Source organism: Bacillus sp. FJAT-26390 (genome assembly GCF_001682865.1).
Classification (GTDB): Bacteria; Bacillota; Bacilli; order Paenibacillales; family Paenibacillaceae; genus Pristimantibacillus.
Genome location: NZ_MAQX01000001.1, coordinates 325,866 through 345,327 on the forward strand (window position 1 = coordinate 325,866; position 19,462 = coordinate 345,327).

17 protein-coding genes are annotated in these 19,462 nt (G+C 48.1%); 9 read left to right on the plus strand and 8 right to left on the minus strand.

The window, feature by feature from the left end:
* The first annotated feature begins 22 nt into the window (after positions 1-22).
* From A7975_RS32750 to A7975_RS01515, 4 genes are all read left to right on the plus strand, one after another.
* Positions 23-1,578, plus strand: a protein-coding gene (locus tag A7975_RS32750; RefSeq protein WP_141680177.1) for an IS3 family transposase whose coding sequence is annotated in 2 segments (ribosomal slippage) — positions 23-653 and positions 653-1,578 — 1,557 coding nt in all. Because the reading frame shifts where the segments join, the coding sequence is not laid out codon by codon here.
* A 109-nt stretch (positions 1,579-1,687) separates the two neighbouring features.
* Complete coding sequence (locus tag A7975_RS01505) at positions 1,688-2,257, plus strand: RNA polymerase sigma factor (RefSeq protein WP_065383940.1); 570 nt, start codon at positions 1,688-1,690, stop codon at positions 2,255-2,257.
* Positions 2,258-3,019 carry an anti-sigma factor gene (locus A7975_RS01510; RefSeq protein WP_065383941.1) on the plus strand — a complete coding sequence of 254 codons (762 nt, stop codon included), beginning with the start codon at positions 2,258-2,260 and terminating at the stop codon, positions 3,017-3,019.
* Positions 3,020-3,221: 202 nt separating this feature from the next.
* Positions 3,222-3,488 carry a hypothetical protein gene (locus A7975_RS01515; protein ID WP_065383942.1) on the plus strand — a complete coding sequence of 89 codons (267 nt, stop codon included), beginning with the start codon at positions 3,222-3,224 and terminating at the stop codon, positions 3,486-3,488.
* A gap of 103 nt (positions 3,489-3,591) precedes the next feature.
* Here the strand turns inward: A7975_RS01515 and A7975_RS01520 are convergent, their stop codons facing one another.
* Both A7975_RS01520 and A7975_RS01525 read right to left on the minus strand, forming a co-directional pair.
* Positions 3,592-4,449, minus strand: a complete 858-nt coding sequence (locus A7975_RS01520; RefSeq protein ID WP_065383943.1) for an SDR family oxidoreductase — start codon at positions 4,447-4,449, stop codon at positions 3,592-3,594.
* Between the two features lie 136 nt (positions 4,450-4,585).
* Positions 4,586-5,593 (minus strand): alpha/beta hydrolase, encoded by a 1,008-nt coding sequence (locus A7975_RS01525; protein ID WP_065383944.1) that lies wholly within the window; start codon positions 5,591-5,593, stop codon positions 4,586-4,588.
* A gap of 329 nt (positions 5,594-5,922) precedes the next feature.
* Between A7975_RS01525 and A7975_RS01530 the strand changes: the two genes are divergently transcribed.
* The 4 genes from A7975_RS01530 (at position 5,923) to A7975_RS01545 (ending at position 10,494) form a co-directional block, all read left to right on the plus strand.
* On the plus strand, positions 5,923-7,641 hold the full coding sequence (locus A7975_RS01530; RefSeq protein WP_065383945.1) for an alkaline phosphatase: 1,719 nt from the start codon (positions 5,923-5,925) through the stop codon (positions 7,639-7,641).
* Between the two features lie 68 nt (positions 7,642-7,709).
* The gene (locus A7975_RS01535; RefSeq protein WP_065383946.1) at positions 7,710-8,420 is read left to right on the plus strand and encodes an ABC transporter ATP-binding protein; all 711 of its coding nucleotides are present in this window, start codon (positions 7,710-7,712) and stop codon (positions 8,418-8,420) included.
* On the plus strand, positions 8,417-9,625 hold the full coding sequence (locus A7975_RS01540) for an ABC transporter permease (protein WP_065383947.1): 1,209 nt from the start codon (positions 8,417-8,419) through the stop codon (positions 9,623-9,625). Before A7975_RS01535 ends, A7975_RS01540 begins: the two co-directional genes overlap by 4 nt.
* An 11-nt stretch (positions 9,626-9,636) precedes the next feature.
* The gene (locus A7975_RS01545; protein ID WP_065383948.1) at positions 9,637-10,494 is read left to right on the plus strand and encodes a hypothetical protein; all 858 of its coding nucleotides are present in this window, start codon (positions 9,637-9,639) and stop codon (positions 10,492-10,494) included.
* A gap of 58 nt (positions 10,495-10,552) precedes the next feature.
* Here the strand turns inward: A7975_RS01545 and A7975_RS01550 are convergent, their stop codons facing one another.
* Complete coding sequence (locus tag A7975_RS01550) at positions 10,553-11,989, minus strand: stalk domain-containing protein (protein WP_065383949.1); 1,437 nt, start codon at positions 11,987-11,989, stop codon at positions 10,553-10,555.
* A 184-nt stretch (positions 11,990-12,173) separates the two neighbouring features.
* On the opposite strand from A7975_RS01550, the gene A7975_RS01555 reads away from it, so the two are divergent.
* On the plus strand, positions 12,174-13,625 hold the full coding sequence (locus A7975_RS01555; protein ID WP_065383950.1) for an amidase family protein: 1,452 nt from the start codon (positions 12,174-12,176) through the stop codon (positions 13,623-13,625).
* Positions 13,626-13,742: 117 nt separating this feature from the next.
* Here A7975_RS01555 and A7975_RS01560 read toward each other — a convergent pair whose 3' ends face one another.
* The 5 genes from A7975_RS01560 to A7975_RS01580 form a co-directional block, all read right to left on the minus strand.
* Positions 13,743-13,952: a YrzA family protein gene (locus A7975_RS01560; protein ID WP_053375447.1), complete on the minus strand. Its 210-nt coding sequence runs from the start codon at positions 13,950-13,952 to the stop codon at positions 13,743-13,745.
* A 52-nt stretch (positions 13,953-14,004) separates the two neighbouring features.
* Positions 14,005-15,378 carry a sugar porter family MFS transporter gene (locus A7975_RS01565; RefSeq protein ID WP_255314134.1) on the minus strand — a complete coding sequence of 458 codons (1,374 nt, stop codon included), beginning with the start codon at positions 15,376-15,378 and terminating at the stop codon, positions 14,005-14,007.
* A gap of 228 nt (positions 15,379-15,606) precedes the next feature.
* Positions 15,607-16,950, minus strand: coding sequence for an AraC family transcriptional regulator (locus A7975_RS01570; protein WP_065383951.1), 1,344 nt, complete (start codon positions 16,948-16,950; stop codon positions 15,607-15,609).
* Positions 16,925-18,382 (minus strand): sensor histidine kinase, encoded by a 1,458-nt coding sequence (locus A7975_RS01575; protein ID WP_065383952.1) that lies wholly within the window; start codon positions 18,380-18,382, stop codon positions 16,925-16,927. The genes A7975_RS01570 and A7975_RS01575 overlap by 26 nt, the downstream gene beginning before the upstream one ends.
* On the minus strand, positions 18,379-19,374 hold the full coding sequence (locus A7975_RS01580) for a substrate-binding domain-containing protein (protein WP_065383953.1): 996 nt from the start codon (positions 19,372-19,374) through the stop codon (positions 18,379-18,381). Before A7975_RS01580 ends, A7975_RS01575 begins: the two co-directional genes overlap by 4 nt.
* Positions 19,375-19,462: the final 88 nt, after the last annotated feature.

Consider the following 19,462-nt stretch of genomic DNA (forward strand, 5'->3'; position numbering starts at 1 on the left):
TTACTGTAAGGGGAGCTTTTTCATGGCTAAAGGAAAATATAATGCACTAGAGAAACTTACGATTCTCGAAGAAGTGTCAAATGGGGAAATTGGTTTTTTAGCTGCGACTAAGAAGTATGAGATCAACAAAACAACGTTGATGAAATGGCAGCGTCGCTACAAGCTGTATGGCTATGAAGGACTGGAGCACCGTACACATAATCGAAGTTATAGTGCAGAACTTAAGCTCCAAGCGGTGAAAGATTACCTTGAGGGTGTATGGTCTAAGTACCAGATCATCGATAAATATAAGATTGCAAGTACAACCCAGCTCTCCAACTGGATTAAGAAGTATAATAGTCATAGCAGCTTAAAAGCCTATAAAGGGGAAACAAAAGCTATGACAAAGGGTCGCTCTACGACGTGGCAGGAACGGATAGAAATTGTCCAATATTGTATGACTAATCAGCATGACTACCAAAAGACAGCGGGACAATTTCAGGTCTCCTACCAGCAAGTATACCAATGGGTGAAGAAGTTCGAGGATCGCGGTCAGGATGCATTAAAAGATGGCCGTGGAAGAAAGAAAGCCCCGGAAGAGCTAACGGAAGCCGAACAACAGAAACTTAAGATGAAGCAGATGGAGTACGAAATGGAGCGCCTTCGGGCGGAAAATGCATTCTTAAAAAAGTTAGAGGAACTCGAAAGAAGGCGACGCTAAGTCAAGTAAGACAGGAGACAACCTACCTTGCTATTCAAGCGCTTCAACAGGAGGCATCAATGTGTATTCAGCTTCTCTGTGAAGTTGCTGGAATTGCACGCTCAAGCTATTACAAGTGGTTAAATCGCACACCTAGTTCTCGTGAATTAGAGAATGAACAGTTGATATCGTTGATGATAAACATCTATGAGAAAGTAGAACGTACCTTTGGATACCGTCAATTAACCTTACATGTGCGTAAACAAACTGGGAAAAAGCTCAACCATAAGCGTATATACCGGCTAATGAAACTAAAAGGTATGCAGTCCGTCATCCGCAGGAAGAAAACGAAATATGTACGCTCCACTCCACAGCAAGTGGCTGAAAACCTGTTAAACCGTGAATTTCAAGCCACTGAACCAAATGAGAAGTGGGTGACGGATGTGACCGAATTCAAATATGGACATGGTCAGAAAGCGTATTTGAGCGCTATTCTAGATCTCCATGATAAAGCCGTCGTCTCCTATGTATTGGGGCATTCAAATAACAATCCGCTAGTATTCCAGACTTTAAAGCAAGCCCTACAAGCAGCTCCAGGAAGCAAACCCATGCTTCACAGCGATCGTGGATTTCAATACACCTCACTGGACTTCAAGAAGTTATTGGACCAAAACGAGTTGTCTCAGAGCATGTCCCGAGTTGGTCGTTGCATCGATAACGGACCAATGGAATCTTTCTGGGGAACTCTAAAATGTGAGAAGTATTATTTACACACGTACGAAACCTTTGCGGACCTTAAGAGAGACATCGAAGCCTACATCTATTTTTACAATAACGAACGATTACAAGCAAAATTAAACGGCCTCAGTCCTATGGAATTCAGGAGTAAGGCCGCTTAACTGTTTTTATTATTTGTACTGTCTACTTGACGGGGTGCTGTTCAGTTCTAGGCTGCTCTTCTTTCTGATAACATAAAGAAAAACAAGCCTGTCGTGGAGGCGCTATTCGATGCTTAATCTTACCGATCAAGAACTGATGCAGCTCATTAAAAGCGGTAAAAATAAAGCACTTTCCGTTCTTTATGACCGATATGGTGCTTTGGTCTATTCCTTTGCCATTAAGGCGGTACGGGATGAGCCAACTGCAAGAGATATTTCACAGGCGGTATTTATGCGCTTATGGACAACGGGATCGGATTACGACCCAGATAAAGGACGTTTTACGAGCTGGCTCCTAACGATAACCCGCAATATAACGATGGATCATCTTCGCAAGCAAAGAAGAGATGCCTCAGGTATAGTTCAAATAACGGAGGAACGTTTCAATGCATTGCCTGATCAACTAGGCTTGTCTCCAGAGGAGCATGTCGTCAGGCATTCCTTAAGGGAGCAAATTCAACAGGCATGCAAGCATTTATCGAATTCGCAGCGAACGCTGGTCGAGCATTTTTATTGGCAGGGGTACAGCTTGGCTGAACTGGCGCAGCTGTATGACCAGCCTCTCGGGACGGTCAAGAACAGACTGCATCAAACGTTAAAAATATTGCGTAGGCATCTTGCAGCAAAGGGGGATCTTTAAATGAATGACGGCTTTTACGGCATCGATTGCGATTTCATACTCGATTATCTTTCTGGTTCTTGCTCCGAAGAGGAAAAGGAAGCATTCGAACGTCATTTGACTTATTGTGATTCTTGCAAGCAAGAGCTCGCCGAACTGCAAATCGTATGGGAGGAGCTTCCCCTAGATATGGAACGAATTGAGCCTCCGAAGGATTTAAAGGAGCAGATCATGGCGGCAGCCAAAGCGTCGCCTAAGCGCCCTATAGCATCGAATAAATGGAAGCTATGGAAGACCGTAATGGCGATGGCTGCGGCAGCGCTGATTTTTGTAAGCGGCTCGCTATGGGGAAAACCTTTATTCAACGGAAAGGATACGCGATTGCAGACGATCGAGAATGCCTTATTTGCTCCCGCCTCCGAAATCGTGCAAATTAATATGCTGAAGGCGGAACCGAGCGAGAGGGAGCATGCGTATGGGATCGCGTGTATTGTTGACAATGGGAAGAGCAAACAATTTGTTGTGTATGTGTTCGGTGCCGAGCCAACCAAAAATGAGGAGGCTTACCAGGTTTGGCTTCTCCAAGACGGCAAACGCACGAGCGCAGGCACGTTCCGAGTTGATGAGAAAGGAGTCGGTCTGCTCGCGATGGCGATAGAATCAGAAAAATTAACCTATGATAGCATCGGCATCACATTGGAGCCTGACGAGAAGGGCGATCAGCCGCGCGGGACTAAAGCTTTTGGGACACAAGCCGGTCCCTATTCGGTAAATACACTATAGCGATAAATCGAAGCCGCCTTGGATCAAGGCGGTTTTGTTTGTGCCGAGGGATATGAAACTATTATTCTATAAAACAATCAATTGTCTAGTTACGAATGATAGATTCTCTACATATGTTGTAAGTAGCTTCTAAGAGGAGGTAATACGCATATGCCAAAAGGAAAGAAAAGCGCACAAGGAAAGTCATTAGGAAACCGTACAGGTGGTAACCGTACTGGGGGCAACCGTACTGGGGGCAACCGTACTGGGGGTAACCGTACAGGAGGCAACCGTACAGGAGGCAACCGTACAGGAGGCAACCGTACTGGGGGCAACCGTACAGGAGGCAACCGTACTGGGGGCAACCGTACAGGAGGCAACCGTACAAGAGGCAACCGTACAGGAGGTAATCGTACTGGCGGTAATCGCTCAGGCGGGAACCGCAGCGGACATCGATCAGGTGGAAGAGGACCTGGCATTCGCCCTCTAAATCAAGCGGATTCCGTGCAAGAAACACAATAACGGCATGCAAAAAGCAGCTTGTTCCTCTTTGGAGGATCAAGCTGCTTTTTCATCGTTACAGCAAAGTAATCTTAGCCCTTTCCCTTACGGGTCATTTCCGCTAGGTCATCCCACTGCTTGCTCGTAACCTCAGATAAGCTGTTGAATTGCCCTGCGCCTTGCAGCCATTCGCCGCCGTCAATCGTTACAACTTCGCCGTTCATATAGGATGCAAAGTCTGAAATGAGAAAAGCGGCCAGATTAGCAAGCTCCTCTTTGTTTCCCACCCTCTTTAAGGGGACGCGGCCGATCATTTTCTCTTCCAGCTCAGGTGTAGGGGCGAGGCGTGACCATGCGCCCTCAGTGGGGAAAGGTCCTGGCGCGATAGCAACTTGACGGATTCCGTAGGGTGCCCATTCCACTGCAAGTGACCTCGTTAACGCAAGTACGCCAGCTTTCGCTGCTGCGGACGGTACGACATAACCCGAGCCCGTAGAGGCATAGGTCGTAACGATGTTCAGCATCGTGCCGCCTTTTCCTTGCTCAATCCACCGTTTTCCTACTTCCAGCGTCGTATAAAAGGTGCCGTGCAGCACGATATTCAAGACTGCGTCTACCGCTTTTGGCGAGAGCCGCTCCGTAGGGCTAATAAAATTGCCGGCAGCATTGTTAACCAATATATCCACATGCCCAAAATGGTTCTCTACTGCCGTTATCAGTTCGCTTACTTGAGCGGGGTCGCGTACATCACAGCATTTGTAAAATACGGCGCTGGTCGCAGAGCTCATCTCTTCGGCTGCTTTGGCAAGCACAGCCTCCCGCCGACTGGCAATCGCGAGATTCGCGCCAAGCGAAATAAACCGCTCGCCCATGGCCCGGCCAAGCCCTGTCGCTCCGCCAGTTATGAGTACGACCTTGCTTTTTAATAGATCAGTGGAAAAAGGCTCCATACGCTCACTCTCCTCTGAATCAACATCGCTTTATTTCTTTAATCATATCAGCAATAGCTGATCGTTATGCCCGTACGCGATGTGAGGACGGATATTTTCAGATAGGAGCTGCGATGAAACCCGTCAACAAGCTGTTTTAAGCCATATACCTTCCAATAAAGCCGGTTACCTTTTGCTCATAGGTTTGTTTGTCGGTGGCGTAAGCCATGCCGTGGCCCGCATCGGCAACGATATAAATTTCCTTCTCCGCTGTGCAAGCTTCGTACAATTTCCACACCATTTCGGTTGGCACAAACGTATCCTCGGCGCCATGAATAAAAAGCATAGGCAGCTTGTTCTTCTTCAGTTGGGACAAAGCCGATGCCTCATTAAAATGATAGCCGGCTTTTAATCGGGTCAACAAGCTCGTTGCCGGCAAAATGGGGAAGGCGGGCAGCTTGTAGATTCGCTTCAGCTGGTACAGGAGCTGATCATGGACGGAGGTGTAGCCGCAATCCTCTACAATGGCTTTGACTTGTTTAGGAACGTCCTCGCCGCTTACCATCATAACGGTCGCTCCTCCCATGGAAATGCCGTGCAGAACGATCTGCGCACGATCGCCAACAACCTCTGCGACCTTGCGAATCCAAAGCAGGTAATCCTTCCGATCGGGCCAGCCGAAGCCGATATAATCGCCTTCGCTGCCGCCATGTCCCCGGTCATCCGGCATGAGCACATGGTAACCAAGCTTCTCATAATATAATTTGGCGATGCTGCCCATCTCTTTTCCTTGCGAGGAATAACCATGGGCGAGTATGACAGCCCGAGTGGTTGGCGCTTTAGCCGCAAGGTAATAGCCGACGAGTGCCAAGCCGTCATCTGATTTCAAATGCCACGTCTCGTACTCTTGGCTCTCCACCCATTCTACCCCCATAGGTTCTACAGGCGTAGGCTGTATCTTCTCGGGGAATGCTTCGGCGATCAAATTATCCGTACTATTGCTGCCCTGAATCTGGGCTAAATCCGCGTTGTCGCTCAAAAACGCCTTGGAATTTCGTTTTATGGCAACATGATAGAAATAAAAGCTTACAGCAACCAAAATCAATAGCAGCAGTAAAATCAAGCTGCCCGTCCCAATCCATATCGGGCGGATACTCAGCGTCATAGCGTTTAACTCCTTAGGGTTATTCTGGAAAGCGGTACAGCTATTATTAAAAATAGCAGGCTTGCTGCTGTGATGCAATGATATGCCGGCCAATGGAATAGGTATGGCTGCTCGGAACCTATGGAAATAAGGCTTAACCCGGAAAGTCAAAACCTAAGCGAGCATGAAAGGGAGGCCGCGTAAGTGATCTCCTTGTTTAATAGATGAATCATTTCTATAACAGATCCTAAATTTTCAAATTCTTATTATTTTTTTAACAGACGGTTGATAAATAACGAGTAACATTCAAGGTGGATTAAAAATAGAATTCTCATGGAGGGTATACCAGAATGAACAAATCAATGAAGGGTTTACTGGCTACAGGGCTTTCACTTGCAGTGATCTCAACCAGCTCGCTGCTGATGGCTGCTGATTCGCAAAAGTCGCAGGTGAAGAAATCAGACTCCAAAAATATCATCGTACTGATCGGCGATGGCATGGGTCCTGCACAAGTATCCGCAGCTAGACTGTATTCAAAATCTGTACTTGGTAAACCACATCTTACATTGGATTCCTATTATGTTGGACAGGCGACTACATATGCGGATAAAGGCGAGGATGGCGACAAAATCGTATCCGGTGCTATTACGGATTCAGCGTCTGCAGGTACAGCCTTCGCAACGGGAAATAAAACATATAATGCAGCTATTAGCGTATCAAACGAAGATGTTTCCAAGCCTTACGCATCTGTAATCGAAGCGGCTGAGATGAACGGCAAAGCGACAGGTCTTGTTACGACAGCGCGGATTACACATGCTACACCAGCCGTATTCGGAGCGCATGTTCGCAGCAGAGACAATGAAAGCGCGATTGCATCACAATATTTGGACAGCGGCATTGATGTGCTCTTCGGCGGCGGCGAGCAGTTTTTCCTCAGCAAAGACGAGAAGGGAAAACGTGCGGACAAAAGCATCATCAAGGATTTTACGGCAAAAGGCTATAAAGTAGTAAAAGACAACAAGTCGCTTAATGCTTTGACTTCAAAAAATCAAAAGGCAGTGGGACTATTTGGTTCCTCACATGTTGCTTATGTGCCAGACCGTACAGAGAGCACGCCTAACCTTGCCAATATGACGAAAAAAGCGTTGGAAATTTTGTCGGCGGACAAAGACGGTTTTGCCATTATGATCGAGGGCGGCCGAATTGACCATGCCAGCCATGCAAACGACTTCCCAACGACGATTCAAGAAATGCTGGATTTTGATGCAGCCGTTAAAGTCGCGATGGAATTTGCTAAAAAAGACGGCAACACTTCCGTTGTGGTTACTGCTGACCATGAGACAGGCGGACTTTCGCTCTCCCGCGATAACATTTATGAATTAAACATCGACTTGTGGAACAAGCAAAAGCATTCCTCTGAGTTTTTAATCAATGCTTTGAAAGATGCGAAAACGATCGACGACATCAAAAAAATCGTAAGCACGAACACGTGGATCAACGATTTGTCCGATGAAGAAGCGCAGCAAATCTTGGACGGAGACGGTTCTTCATACGGCAGAGAAGGCGGCTATAACGCGGTCATCTCGAAGCGGGTTCTGGTCGGCTGGTCTGGTCATGGACATTCCGGCGTTGATGTAGGCGTATGGGCATATGGACCGATCGCGAGCCAAGTGAAAGGCCAAATCGACAATACACAGATCGCTTTAGCTTCAGCAAAAGTAATCGGCGTAGATTTGAAAAAAGCGACAGCATCGCTGCAATCGAAGCATCTGTATCCGAAGTTCAAAGTGAACCGCGACGGCGTCGTTTTGTACCCTGCCGAAGCGTTGGCGAAAGCGCTTGGCGGTACTTATAAATCAGGTAATGGCCCTAGCACGCTGACTAAAGGCAAAAATACAATTGAAATCAATAAAACGAGCTTAGCTGTAAAAGTAAACGGCAAAGCTGCTGCTTACAAAGCGGATCTGGATAACGGCAAGTTTTATCTTCCGCTTGAAGCATTTAACAGCTTGACTGGAACGAAGATGACTTGGGACAGCTTGTCCGAGCGCATCGTTCTAAAGAAATAAGCGGTTCTTAATAACAATGAAAACAGGGGAAATCCGTTTCCCCTGTTTTTCCATTAGGAGTGAGATGAATGATTGCTATCGAGCAGCTAGCCAAAGGATTTTCCATTAATGGAGAAACGATTGCTATTCTCGATATTCCGCGTTGGCATGTTGAAGAGGGCAGCAAGATTGCGATCATCGGGCCAAGTGGTTCCGGCAAAAGCACCCTTTTGCATATGATCGGCGCTCTATTGAAGGCTGATACGGGTACGATTCATGTGAATGGCGTGGCGCTTCATGAGCTTTCGGAATCACACCGTGATCAATTTCGCGCTCAGCATATTGGATATATTCTTCAGGACTTTCATCTTATACCGTCCCTTACGGCTAGGCAAAATGTAGAATTGGTCATGAAAGCATCGATGAGCCGCAAGGAAAAAGCGGCTGAACTAGACCAATGGTTTGAGCAAGTAGGCCTTAAAGACCGTATGCAGCACCGGCCTTCGCAATTATCAAGAGGGCAACAGCAAAGGGTAGCGATCATTCGCGCATTGATTAACCGCCCATCCATTTTACTAGCAGATGAGCCTACAGGGAGCTTGGACTGGGAAACAGCAGGCGAAATCACCGATATTTTGCTATCGGAAGCGGTTTCCAAACATACGACGCTGTTGACGGTGACTCATGACCTCAACCTCGCTGAACGATTCCCGGTTCGACTACATATTCAAGATATCAACAAAGCGTACAAGAGCAATCCGAATGTCAAGCATCCCATTCAAAAGGAGAGAGCCGTATGACGCAGTGGACGCTTATTTTCCGAAACCTGGCGCATCGGAAATTTCTTTCCCTTCTGACGGTTATTTCGGTTACTGTTACGGTTGCGTTGCTTGTGTTTCTTATTCTATGCCAGGCTAGCGTCGATGAAGGAGCCAAAAAAGGCTATGGCCCGTTTGAACTCGTCATCGGGGCTGATGGGAGCGATTCGCAGCTCGTGCTCAATACGTTTTATCACGTTGGCGCGCCAACGGGCAATATTCCGCTCGATGTGCTGAATCAAGCCAAAGAGAATGATCAAGTCATGAATGCTTATGGCATGACAACAGGCGACAATTACAATGGATTTCCCATTGTTGGCATAGAAGCCGAATATTTTTTTACGCGCTACGGAGATCAGAAGCTGGCTTCAGGCAAGCTTTATCAAAGCCTAGGTGACGTAGTCGTTGGCGCGCATGTTGCGAAATCGCTTAATCTCCATGTCGGAGATACGTTTAAAGGCGGGCATGGCGTAATCGAAGAAGCAGATCATTCATTTGAAGAGGAAGAAAGCGGTCATCATGATGCGCATGAAACCTTTGCATACCGGATTACCGGTATACTGCCTTTTCTAAACACGCCTGATGACAGAGTGGTCTTTACAACGATGGAGTATGCATGGGCAGTTCATGGGGAAGAGCAGTCACATAAAGAGGTGACGGCGATCCTGATCAAGCCTAAATCGATCGGCGGCTTGCCGTTAATAAAGCAGCAATACGAAGCGATCGATAACGTGCAGGCTGCTTACACAAGCAAAGCAGTGGCGGATGTGCTAAGCGTAGTAGACAAAGGGACGGAAATGATCAGCTTGGTTACCGTGTTATGCATGATTTTAGCTTCCATTTCGATACTGCTGTCTCTAACTGCCGCTGCTAACGAACGGCAAAAGGACGTCGGACTGCTGCGGATTATCGGCAAATCAAAACGTTTTATATTTATGAGCTTTATCGGAGAGGGATTAGTGTTAGTCAGCTTAGGTTTGCTTATTGGATTGGCAGCGGGCCATTTATCCGGCTTCCTATTTAAAGACATCCTGTTTGAATATACAGGAATTCAAATCAAAGCTTTATTGTTCAACGGGCAGCATGTGCTGCTAATCGTTGGCACGATTCTATTTGGATTGCTGGCTATGCTCATCCCATCATTCAAAATGTACCGGATAGATCCTATGCAATTATTCAGAGCTTAGAGGTGATAACGATGAATAAACGTCTAGCGGCTGCTCTATTAACGCTGGCGCTGCTTGCCGGGTGCGGCAACCCTTCAAAGCAGCAAGAAGAAGCCGGCTCATTCGCCATGAACAGCGCTGCATCCACTCCGGCTGCGGGAAATGATGAGGCTGTCGCTACCGAGGCAGCTAGCCTAGAGTCAAGTGAAAAAGAAGTTGCCGTCGTTGCAAACGAAGCAACAAACACGCCTTCTGAAACTGTCGTTCCTGATAAAACAAAAGCTGCAGCATTGCCTGATGAAGGCAAGAACATAGCCGCTTCCGTTCCAGCTGAGAAAAAAACGCCTGCTGCAACAAAGCCGCCTGTCCAACAAGAAAAAAAGCAGAGCGTGCCAGCCAAAGCGGCAGACAAAACGCCAGCTAAGCCACCAGCTAAAACGCCGGTATCAGAATCTAAGGAGCCTCTCAAGGAAGCAACGGACGATGCGAAAAACGTTCCTGCAGCAGGAAAGAAAAATAACGGAAGTGCCGAAATTTCATGGTCCAAGTTTTTTGACAACGAGGATCAGACAACGCCGTCCGATCAATTCTGGGATCTTAGCGGCAGCAACGTGGAAATCAACGGATATATGGGCGAGGTTTTATCGTTTGAAAACAACTGGTTTCTGCTGATTCCAAAGCCAGGCGCAGAATGTCCTTTTGACAACGGAGACGAAACGTATTGGAATAAAATTATGATTGTTTTTGTGCCTGAGGGTACGAAGTTAAGACATCACACAGGCCCGTTAAAAATTTCCGGCAGGCTGGATGTCGGCATTAAAATCGATGAGTCCGGCTATAAAACGATGTTCCGTCTGTATGACGCTTCATTTGAAGAAATAAAGGAATAGTAGACCGCAAAAAAGGAGAAGGCGAGCAGGAGCCTTCTCCTTTTTCATTAACGCAGGTTTAGCTTTTGATTAGGATCGTATCGCTTGCAGCGTTCCATTTGACGGTGGCGCCAAGCGCTTCCGTCACGAAGCGGAGCGGGACAATCGTTTTGCCCTGATCATAACGAGGCGCTTCCGCAACCTGCTTCGTTATTCCGTTGATGGTTGTCTGACGCTTATTTTCCTCTAGCAGGATGGTCGTTTTTCCTTTGCTAATCGTTATTTTGCCGGAGTCGTAATTCACCTTCGCTCCCATTGCCACGAAAACGTCGCGCAGCGGTACAAAGGTTGTTCCATTAATGATAATTGGTGCGGCTTTCAGCGGAATGTAATCATCATTTAGTTGAACGGAGAAGCTCTTTATTACAGCTGCAGGCTTGATTTCGGATAATGTTTTTTTGGGTGCGGCTCCTTGGCTGGCAGAACCATACTTAGCATCGCCCCATGACCATACCGTTCCCCTGTTATCGAGCGCAAGCCCGCTATTGGCTGCTCTTGCTTCCAGATCCACGATACGGCTTAAGCCTTTGATTTGAATCAAATTGCCATTGTCTTCGTGATTCCAAATGGAGCCATCCTGATGCAGCGCTAAATTATAATTGGCGTCGAACGGAGCTGCAGATATTTTGATGAAGCCGCCTTTAGACTTTCCGGCAGTGGGTTCGTAGTAACCTACGGTTCCGTCTTTTCGAAGCAATAAAAGGCTGCCCATATAATCATTGTACATTTCCGAGACAGCGACAATGTCTTTGGTTGCCCAGGGCAAAGTATCCTCACCCATACGCACATTGTCCCAATACCCCCAGCGATTGACGCTCCCGTCTTCTTTTACTATTGATATATTGTTTTGCGATGCCGCGATTGCTACGATGCCTTCGCGTTTAATCAATCCGGGAACATATGCTTTCTCCTCATCGGGATGCTCTTCAAAGGCATTGCAATAGCTTTGTTTAAAAGTGAAATCAGAACGTGTCATCGCCGAGATGCAAGTGCTGCCCCAGATCCATGCGGTATGATCCTTAGCCAAAGCAACATGAAAGGAACCGCCGCTTGCGATAGCGATTACGTTTTTTAACCCTTTAACCTGCGCAGGCTCATGGTTTAAACTTGGCTTTTGCTTATCCGTGGTACCATTTCCGAGCTGGCCAGATTCATTCGTGCCCCAAGTCCATACGGTGCCATCTGATTTCAGTGCGATGTTGCCCACTTCGGCTGAGACAGCTCCCGGAATTTTGGGGCCGCGTTTCGCAAGTCCATTTCCTTCCCATGTCCAGATCGTGCCGTCCGACTGAAGCGCCAGATGTGATTCTAGCATCGAATCTATATCGATAATGCCGTTTAACGCGGTCCCTTTCAGCACCGTATCCGCCGGATTGGCGAAGGCGGTATGAACCTGCATGAAACAAATAGAGAGAAGCAGAAGCGTAAGTCCTGTCCATTTCTTTAATGCTCTCATCCTGTTGGCTCTCCTTCTCACGTGTTAGTAGGGTATTAATAGTTAGACGTAAGCAGATACCGAAAAGTTATTTATACCGTTAAAAATAAACGGCTGCATAGAGGATCAGATGTTCTTTGCCAAAAAATAGGTTATACTAGGCTTGTTCAGCATTTATTCGGGTCTTATAAGGGGTAATCGGGGCATGGAAATTGTAGAAGCAACTATCTCGTCCATTCAAGCCGCTTTGGAAGCAGGGGAGCTTACGTCACGTGAGCTGGTCCTGATTTATTTTGACCGAATCGCATCCCATGATAAGGATGGCCTAACGATCAATTCGGTGCTTGAGCTTAATCCCGATGCTTTATTTATTGCTTCTGCCTTAGACAGTGAACGAGCAGCTCAGGGTCCAAGGGGTCCGCTCCATGGCATCCCGATACTGCTTAAGGATAATATAAATACCGGCGATTTGATGCATACGAGCGCAGGCTCGCTTGCGCTTGCGAACAACTATGCAGGCGAGGATGCTTTTATAGTGAAGCAGCTTCGCGAAGCGGGCGCTATTTTGCTCGGAAAAGTGAATATGACGGAGTTTGCCAACTTCATGACGGACGGGATGCCGTCTGGATACAGCTCGCGCGGCGGACAAGTTTTAAATCCGTACAATATTTCGGCGCCAACCGGCGGTTCGAGCGCTGGCTCTGGCGTCGCGGTTGCGTGTAATTTTTGCATGGCATCAATCGGTACGGAAACCTCGGGCTCGATATTGAATCCGGGTAATCTTAGCTCAACCGTAGGCATTAAGCCGACGGTCGGGCTTGTGAGCCGTTCGGGCATTTTGCCGCTCTCGAACAGTCAGGATACAGCAGGTCCGATGGCAAGAACGGTGACCGATGCCGTGCATGTTCTTAATGCGATCGTGGCGCATGACGCGAATGATGCAGCGATGGGGGCAGGATATTGGGGCAAGCAAAAGGACTATAGCGTATTCCTTGATCCGCGCGGTCTTGATGGAGCTCGAATCGGCGTTCCGAGAGATTATTTTTTTGAGGAGCTAACGGACGAGCAGCTTGCAATCTTCAACAGGGCAGTGGAGCTAATGCGGCAGCACGGCGCGATCATTATAGATCCGGCTGACGTTCGGACCGCTCGCCAAATCAAGTACTCTTCGGTTGTGCTCAACGAGTTCAAAACCGTACTGAATGCTTACTTGTCCAAGCTGCCTGCAGGCTCCAAAATTCGAACGCTGAAGGATATCATCGCCTTTAACAACGAGCATCCAATCGAAACGCTTAAATATGGTCAAACGACGCTGCTTTCTGCCGAAACGACGACTTCGGGAACGATGACCGAAATTACGTATATTCGCGATCGTGCTGCCGATCTCAAATTGTGCAAGGACGAAGGGCTGGATGCAACGATGAAGGAGCATCAGCTGGACGCGCTGCTATTTCCGGCTGATTTTGGAGCAAGAATTACGTCCCGCGCTGGTTATCCGTCCATAGTCGTTCCGGCTGGCTATACGGGCAAGGGAGTACCGTTTGGCGTCACGTTTGCAGCGAGGGCGTACGAGGAGCCGGTGCTCATTAAGCTTGCATATGCCTATGAGCAGCTTAGCTTGGTTCGCAAACCGCCTTCCTTAAAGAGCTTCATTTAATAGAGGTAAAAAAAGGAGAGGGAGTCTGCTTTCTTGACCGTGCTACAACGACTAGGATGGACAAAAAGAAGCTCCTGGCTTATGATCAGCCGGGAGCTTCTTTATTAGGTTAGCCTGCTATTTCTTCGCTTTGAAGTGAACAACCGCGCTATAAAGCATTTTTTCGATTTTAGGATTAAATACGGCATGATGGCTGACGTGGAACACCTCTAACAGCAAGCCTTTATTATTTTCAATTTGCTGGTCGATCTTAAGCTCCAGCGTTCTCAAATCATATGCCTCAAAAAATTCAATCTTGTTTTCAATCAAATCTAACCGGAAGTCCATTCGAGTAGCTCCTAAACATAGATTTATTATCTAAATCTATTATACAGGCATATTACTTCGCCCACAAAGATTCAATTTCCTCAAGCGATTTTCCTTTCGTCTCCGGCACAACCCGCCAAGTAAACAAGCAGGCGAGCAGCGCCATGCTTCCGTAGATCCAGAACGTCGCGGCAGGTCCCGCAGAGCTAAGCAGCGGCGGAAATGACTGTGAGACGAGATAATCCGCCGCCCAAAGCGCCATAGCAGCGATAGCCGTCGCTTTGCCGCGAATGCGGTTCGGGAAAATCTCGGACATAATGACCCATACGACAGGTCCAAGCGAAATCGCGAAGGAAGCGACGTAAAGCAATATAAAAATGAGAACGAGCGGGCCATCGGCATGTCCGGTTTGAAAGGCGATGCCAATCACGAGCAAACAAATGGCCATCGAAGCCGAACCGACGAGCAGCAGCGCTTTGCGTCCAACCTTATCAATCAGCCATAAGGCGACGATGGTGAACAGGAAGTTGATAAAGCCGACCAGTATCGTTTGAATCAAAGAGGCGTTTGTGCCGGCGCCCGTTGCTTTAAATATTTCAGGCGCATAATACATCACCGCATTAATGCCTGTAACCTGCTGGAGCACGGCAAGTCCTACCCCAACGATTAGAGCTATTCGCAATGAAGGGCTGAACAGTTGGCGGATCGAGCCGCTTTCCTGCTCGAAGGACTGTTTGATGTCGAGCACTTCTTGTTTGGCAAGCTCTTCGCCATGGATACGCAATAAGATCGGGAGTGCTGACGCCGCTCGTCCTTGTTTAATCAGCCATCTCGGGCTTTCCGGGACAAACAGCAGCAAAATCAAAAAGAGCAAGCCGGGAATAGCGCCTACGCCGAACATCCAACGCCAAGCAGAGGCTACAGCCCATGCTTCATCGCCCGAGCTGGATATCCATAGATTTACGAAGTAGGTAAGGAAGATCCCGGTTACGATTGCAAGCTGGTTAAGCGCAACAAGCCTGCCTCTATATTTAGCGGGAGCAATCTCAGCATTGTAGAGCGGGCAAAGGGTAGAGGTAATGCCAATTCCGATGCCTCCAATAATGCGAGCGATAATAAAACCGGAGAAGCTGTCCGGAAGCGCTGAGCCGATCGAGCTAATAATAAATAAAATAGCTGCTGTGATGAGCACTTTTTTTCGGCCGAAACGATCGCCTAGAACGCCTGACATGGCGGCTCCGACGATACAGCCAATGATTAAGCTAGAGACAGCCCAACCCACCTGCAGCTTGGATAAGTCGAACCGATCCTCCATAAATCCAACGGCACCCGATACTACTGCGGTATCGAAGCCAAATAATAATCCGCCAAGCGCGGATACGATAGAAACAAGGGTTACGAACTTCATGCTCACTTGTTCTTTTTTGTTAATTATCGCCGTTCCCAATTTCTTTTTCTCCTCTCTGTCAAACCCATCCTGCATTCAAAACGAATTTCATTATATCACGCAAAATGCGTGTCTCCGCGGGTAAACTCCTTCACTAATCAGTGTTGTACACGCATTAATTTTGGGCTATGGATGTACGGTGGCGCCATTTTGGGAAACTAGCATTTTATTGGCCTGACGAACACAAAAAAGTCCATGTCGATGCGACATGGACGCTGTTAGATCCATTTATTTGGTTTGGCTGCGGTAGTCGGAAGGGGTGACGCCGGTCACTTTTTTGAAGACGCGGCTGAAATAATTGGGATCATTGTAGCCGACCTCAAAGCAAACCTCCTTTAGGCTCAGCTCGCCTGAACCCATTAACGCTTTCGCTTTATCAATTCGCAGCGCAGTGACATAGTCGATAAATGTGGTGCCAACCTGCTGCTTAAAAATTTTGCTGAAATAGTGGGGATTAAGATGTACGAAATCCGCGACTTCTTCTAGCGAGAGGTCTTCTGAAAATCGGCTTTGAATATACGTTTGCGCTCGGTCTAGAACCGTTAGGGTCTGCTGCTCGCGCTGCTCGCGAATACGCTGCATGGCGGAGAGGACGTAAGCGTCCGGGATCGCTTCAGCGCTCGCCGGAAGGCTCATTTGAGCGGATGCAGAGTTGCCTGTTCCTTGCTTTAATTCGTCGAAGTGGCAGACGCTGCCGCATTGTTCAAAATAATTGGAGGCAAACACCGCTTCAAAATAAGATTTACGCAGTCCTTCCGCGCCAGAGCGCGTTTGTCCAATTCCGATTAATAGATCAACCTCCAGCTGCCGGGCGGCTGCCGCGCATAAAGCTTCCCCGAACGCGGTGGTCGTCTCCTTCCATTCGGCTTCTGTCAGCGCAGCGGGCTTGTTTATGAAAATCGCCATATGGCGGTCGATCAACGAGCTTACGATGCTGGTCGCCGCATTGGATTTGGCAAATCCTCTAATCGTGTCGTAAATTTTATGCTTGGGATCTGTTTTGTAGCGTTCGGGAAAGGCGATGACAATCGCACAGCCTTGCCCAAGAGAAAAATTAAGCCATTCAGACAATTGCTCAATATCGGTGTAAGTAATATGATCGAGCATAAACATCATCGCCAGCTCGTTTTCTGCCAAGGGCAGCAATTGAGACAGCCTTTGCCTGAGCTCCAGTTCTTCCGAACGTTTCTTTTTTTCCTGCGCGAGATCCTCTAAGAGCCGATTAAGGGTTTGAACGACCTGCTCGCGATTCGCAGGTTTGATTAGATACTCCTTAACGCCTAACGTTAGCGCCTCTTTGGCATAAGCAAAATAATCATAAGCCGTCACCATGACGAACTGGGTCTCCGGCAATTTGTTTTTTATTTCGCGTATCGCTTCAAGCCCTTGAATGCCTGGCATATTGATATCCATCAAAACGATATGCGGACGATGCTCCTCAGCCCGCTCTATCGCGATACGCCCGTTCTCGGCATGAATGATCTGAAAGGTGTTCGGCAGCATCCTTTCGATGATCCACTCCAAGCCTTCGCGCTCAAGCGCCTCATCATCCGCGATCAATAGTCTGTACATGAATGGGTTCAACCTCCTTTTCCTTCGGAATTCGAATCGTAACCTTGGTTCCTTGGCCAAGCTTGCTTTCTATTTCGATCAGCTCGTTTGCGCCATAAAACAATTGCAGCCGTTTAAACACATTTTTGGTACCGAGTCCCGTAGATTGTTTGCTGCTTGCGTCAGATTCGAGGCGCATCAAGGATTGGCGAACTTCCTCGGTCATCCCGCTTCCATTATCTGCTACGGAGATGTGCACGCCGTCCGGTCGCCGTGCGATTTCAAGCCGAATGCCAGCGCCGCTCTCCATTTGCTCGATGCCGTGCAAAAAAGCATTTTCAACGATGGGCTGGAGCGTTAGCGCGGGAATAGGCTGCTGCAGCGCAGATGGATCGATATCCATCACCAGCTGGATGCGATCGCGAAAGCGAGCCTGCTGCAGGATGAAGTACTCCTTCACATGGGCAACCTCATCGCGCAGCGTGACCGGCTGATCCAGATTGCGTAAATTGTATCTGAGCAAATTAGACATGGAGACGATTAGATCGCTCGTTTTCTCGGCTCCTTCGAGAAGCGCCAGCTTGGACAGCACGTTCAGCGTATTGAACAGGAAATGCGGGTTGATTTGGCTTTGCAGCGCCTGCAGCTCCAATTCCTTGACAAGTCGGTCCTTCTCTAGACTTTCTTTATCCTTCTCGATCAATAGGAGCAGGTCACTCGACATTTGCTCGAATGCGCCGGTGAGCAGGCCAAGCTCGTCATTGGGGTGCTGTTGCCCCGGACGGGTACTTTGCTGTAATTGACCCTTTGAAATTTGCTTCGCGCGCGACACAAGCCTGCTGACAGGAGCGGTGATGCTGCGCGAAATCCATATGGCAAGTAAAATGCTCAGCATCGTGTTAGTGATGAATACGGCTGCACCGAGCAGATACATACGTTTGTTTTCGGTTTGAATTTGCCCGTAGATCGGTTGATAGATGATTAATTCCATATCGACCAGCTGCTGCCCGTCCTCTCGAATGAAGCTTACCGTTTTCTCTGCTTTTTCGTATTGGGCTAATGACGCCATTGAGCTTTCGGCTGATACTGCCGCGAAGGCGGCTTGCTGCTGCTCTAAAAACGTATCGAGCAAATGCGTATAGCTTGTTATGGCAGACGAGCGGGCGGAGGTTGCTTGCTGAGCGGGCAGCTGGGCGCGAAGCTCCATTAAATGATTTCGATTTTGCGTATAGAGCTTATGATTAGTATCGGTTGGATTTAGCAAATAGCTGTGAAGCGCTCCTAAGCTGTTCTCGGCAGTCTGTGCGGACTGGTTGTACAAGAGGAGGCGATCCATCATTTGATTATAGCCTTGTTGAACCATTTTTCCACTTTGGAACAAAAAGAAGGTGATCAGATTGACGAGCAATACGAGCAACGGGATAAAAACAAGCAGCTTCGTACGAATGGTCATCGGCTTGTTTCTCCCGTTGCAGGATTTAAGGTTTGGCTGCGCTGGACAGTCATCTTCGTAAAATGCTGCTCGGGAAGCTCCGCGCCATGCAGGAAATCATTCAGCAGCGAAATAGCATCATAACCCATGTTATATGGCTGCTGGACGATGGTAGCTTTGATCTCCCCGCTGCGGATACGCGCAAGCGTCTCCTCCAAGGCGTCAAACGCAAAGATTTGCAAGCCGCTATCCTTCGTTCGCTCAGCAGCCTCGGCTATGCCGATGCCATCCAAGGCGCTAAGTCCAACCATATAATCGAGCTGTGGGTATTTATGCAGCAGCTCCTCGGCTTCACCGACAGCCTGGAGACGAGAAATATTCGATGAACGAACCTCAACCAGCGTCAGTTCAGGGAACTTAGCGATTACCGAGCGAAGCCCTTCCAGCCGCAGCTGCTGATTAGGCGCTTGCTCGTTTCCGATGAGAACGGCAACCTGTCCTTTTTGCGCAGCGGCATCGGCAACGAGACCGCCCATTATTTTACCGGCAGCCAAGTTGTTTGTTCCTACATAAGAAAGCCTTCGGCTGCTCGGCTCATCCGTATCTATCGTAATGACGGGAATATGCCGGCTTACCGCTTGATTGATCAGGTCCACGAATTGCGGATCGTTTATCCCCTGAACGAGCAACGCATCGGCTTTGGCCGCGATGGCTTTCTCCAGCAGCTTGATTTGCTCATTCGGATTTATGCGAACCGGTCCCGTATATTCAAGCTGCATCTCGTATTTAGAAGCAGCTTCCGTTGCGCCTTGTTCAATCGAACGCCAATAAGGATTATCGAGCTCTTGCGAAATGAGAACAACATGGTAGGGGGCTTTCTTGCTGGCTTCGTTTGCGAGTATCGGCTGCAGCAGCTCGCGAATTCGCAGCGTCGAGAACAAAAAGCTTATAAGTATGCAGGAGAAAATAACAAATAGGACAGCGATTCCAATATTCCATTTTCGGTTGGGCATGATACAGCTCCTTAGAACGTCCATTTATAATGGATCATTATACAAGAACCAGCTTGCAATCAAAAGTTGGGGCGGAGAAGGCGGATCT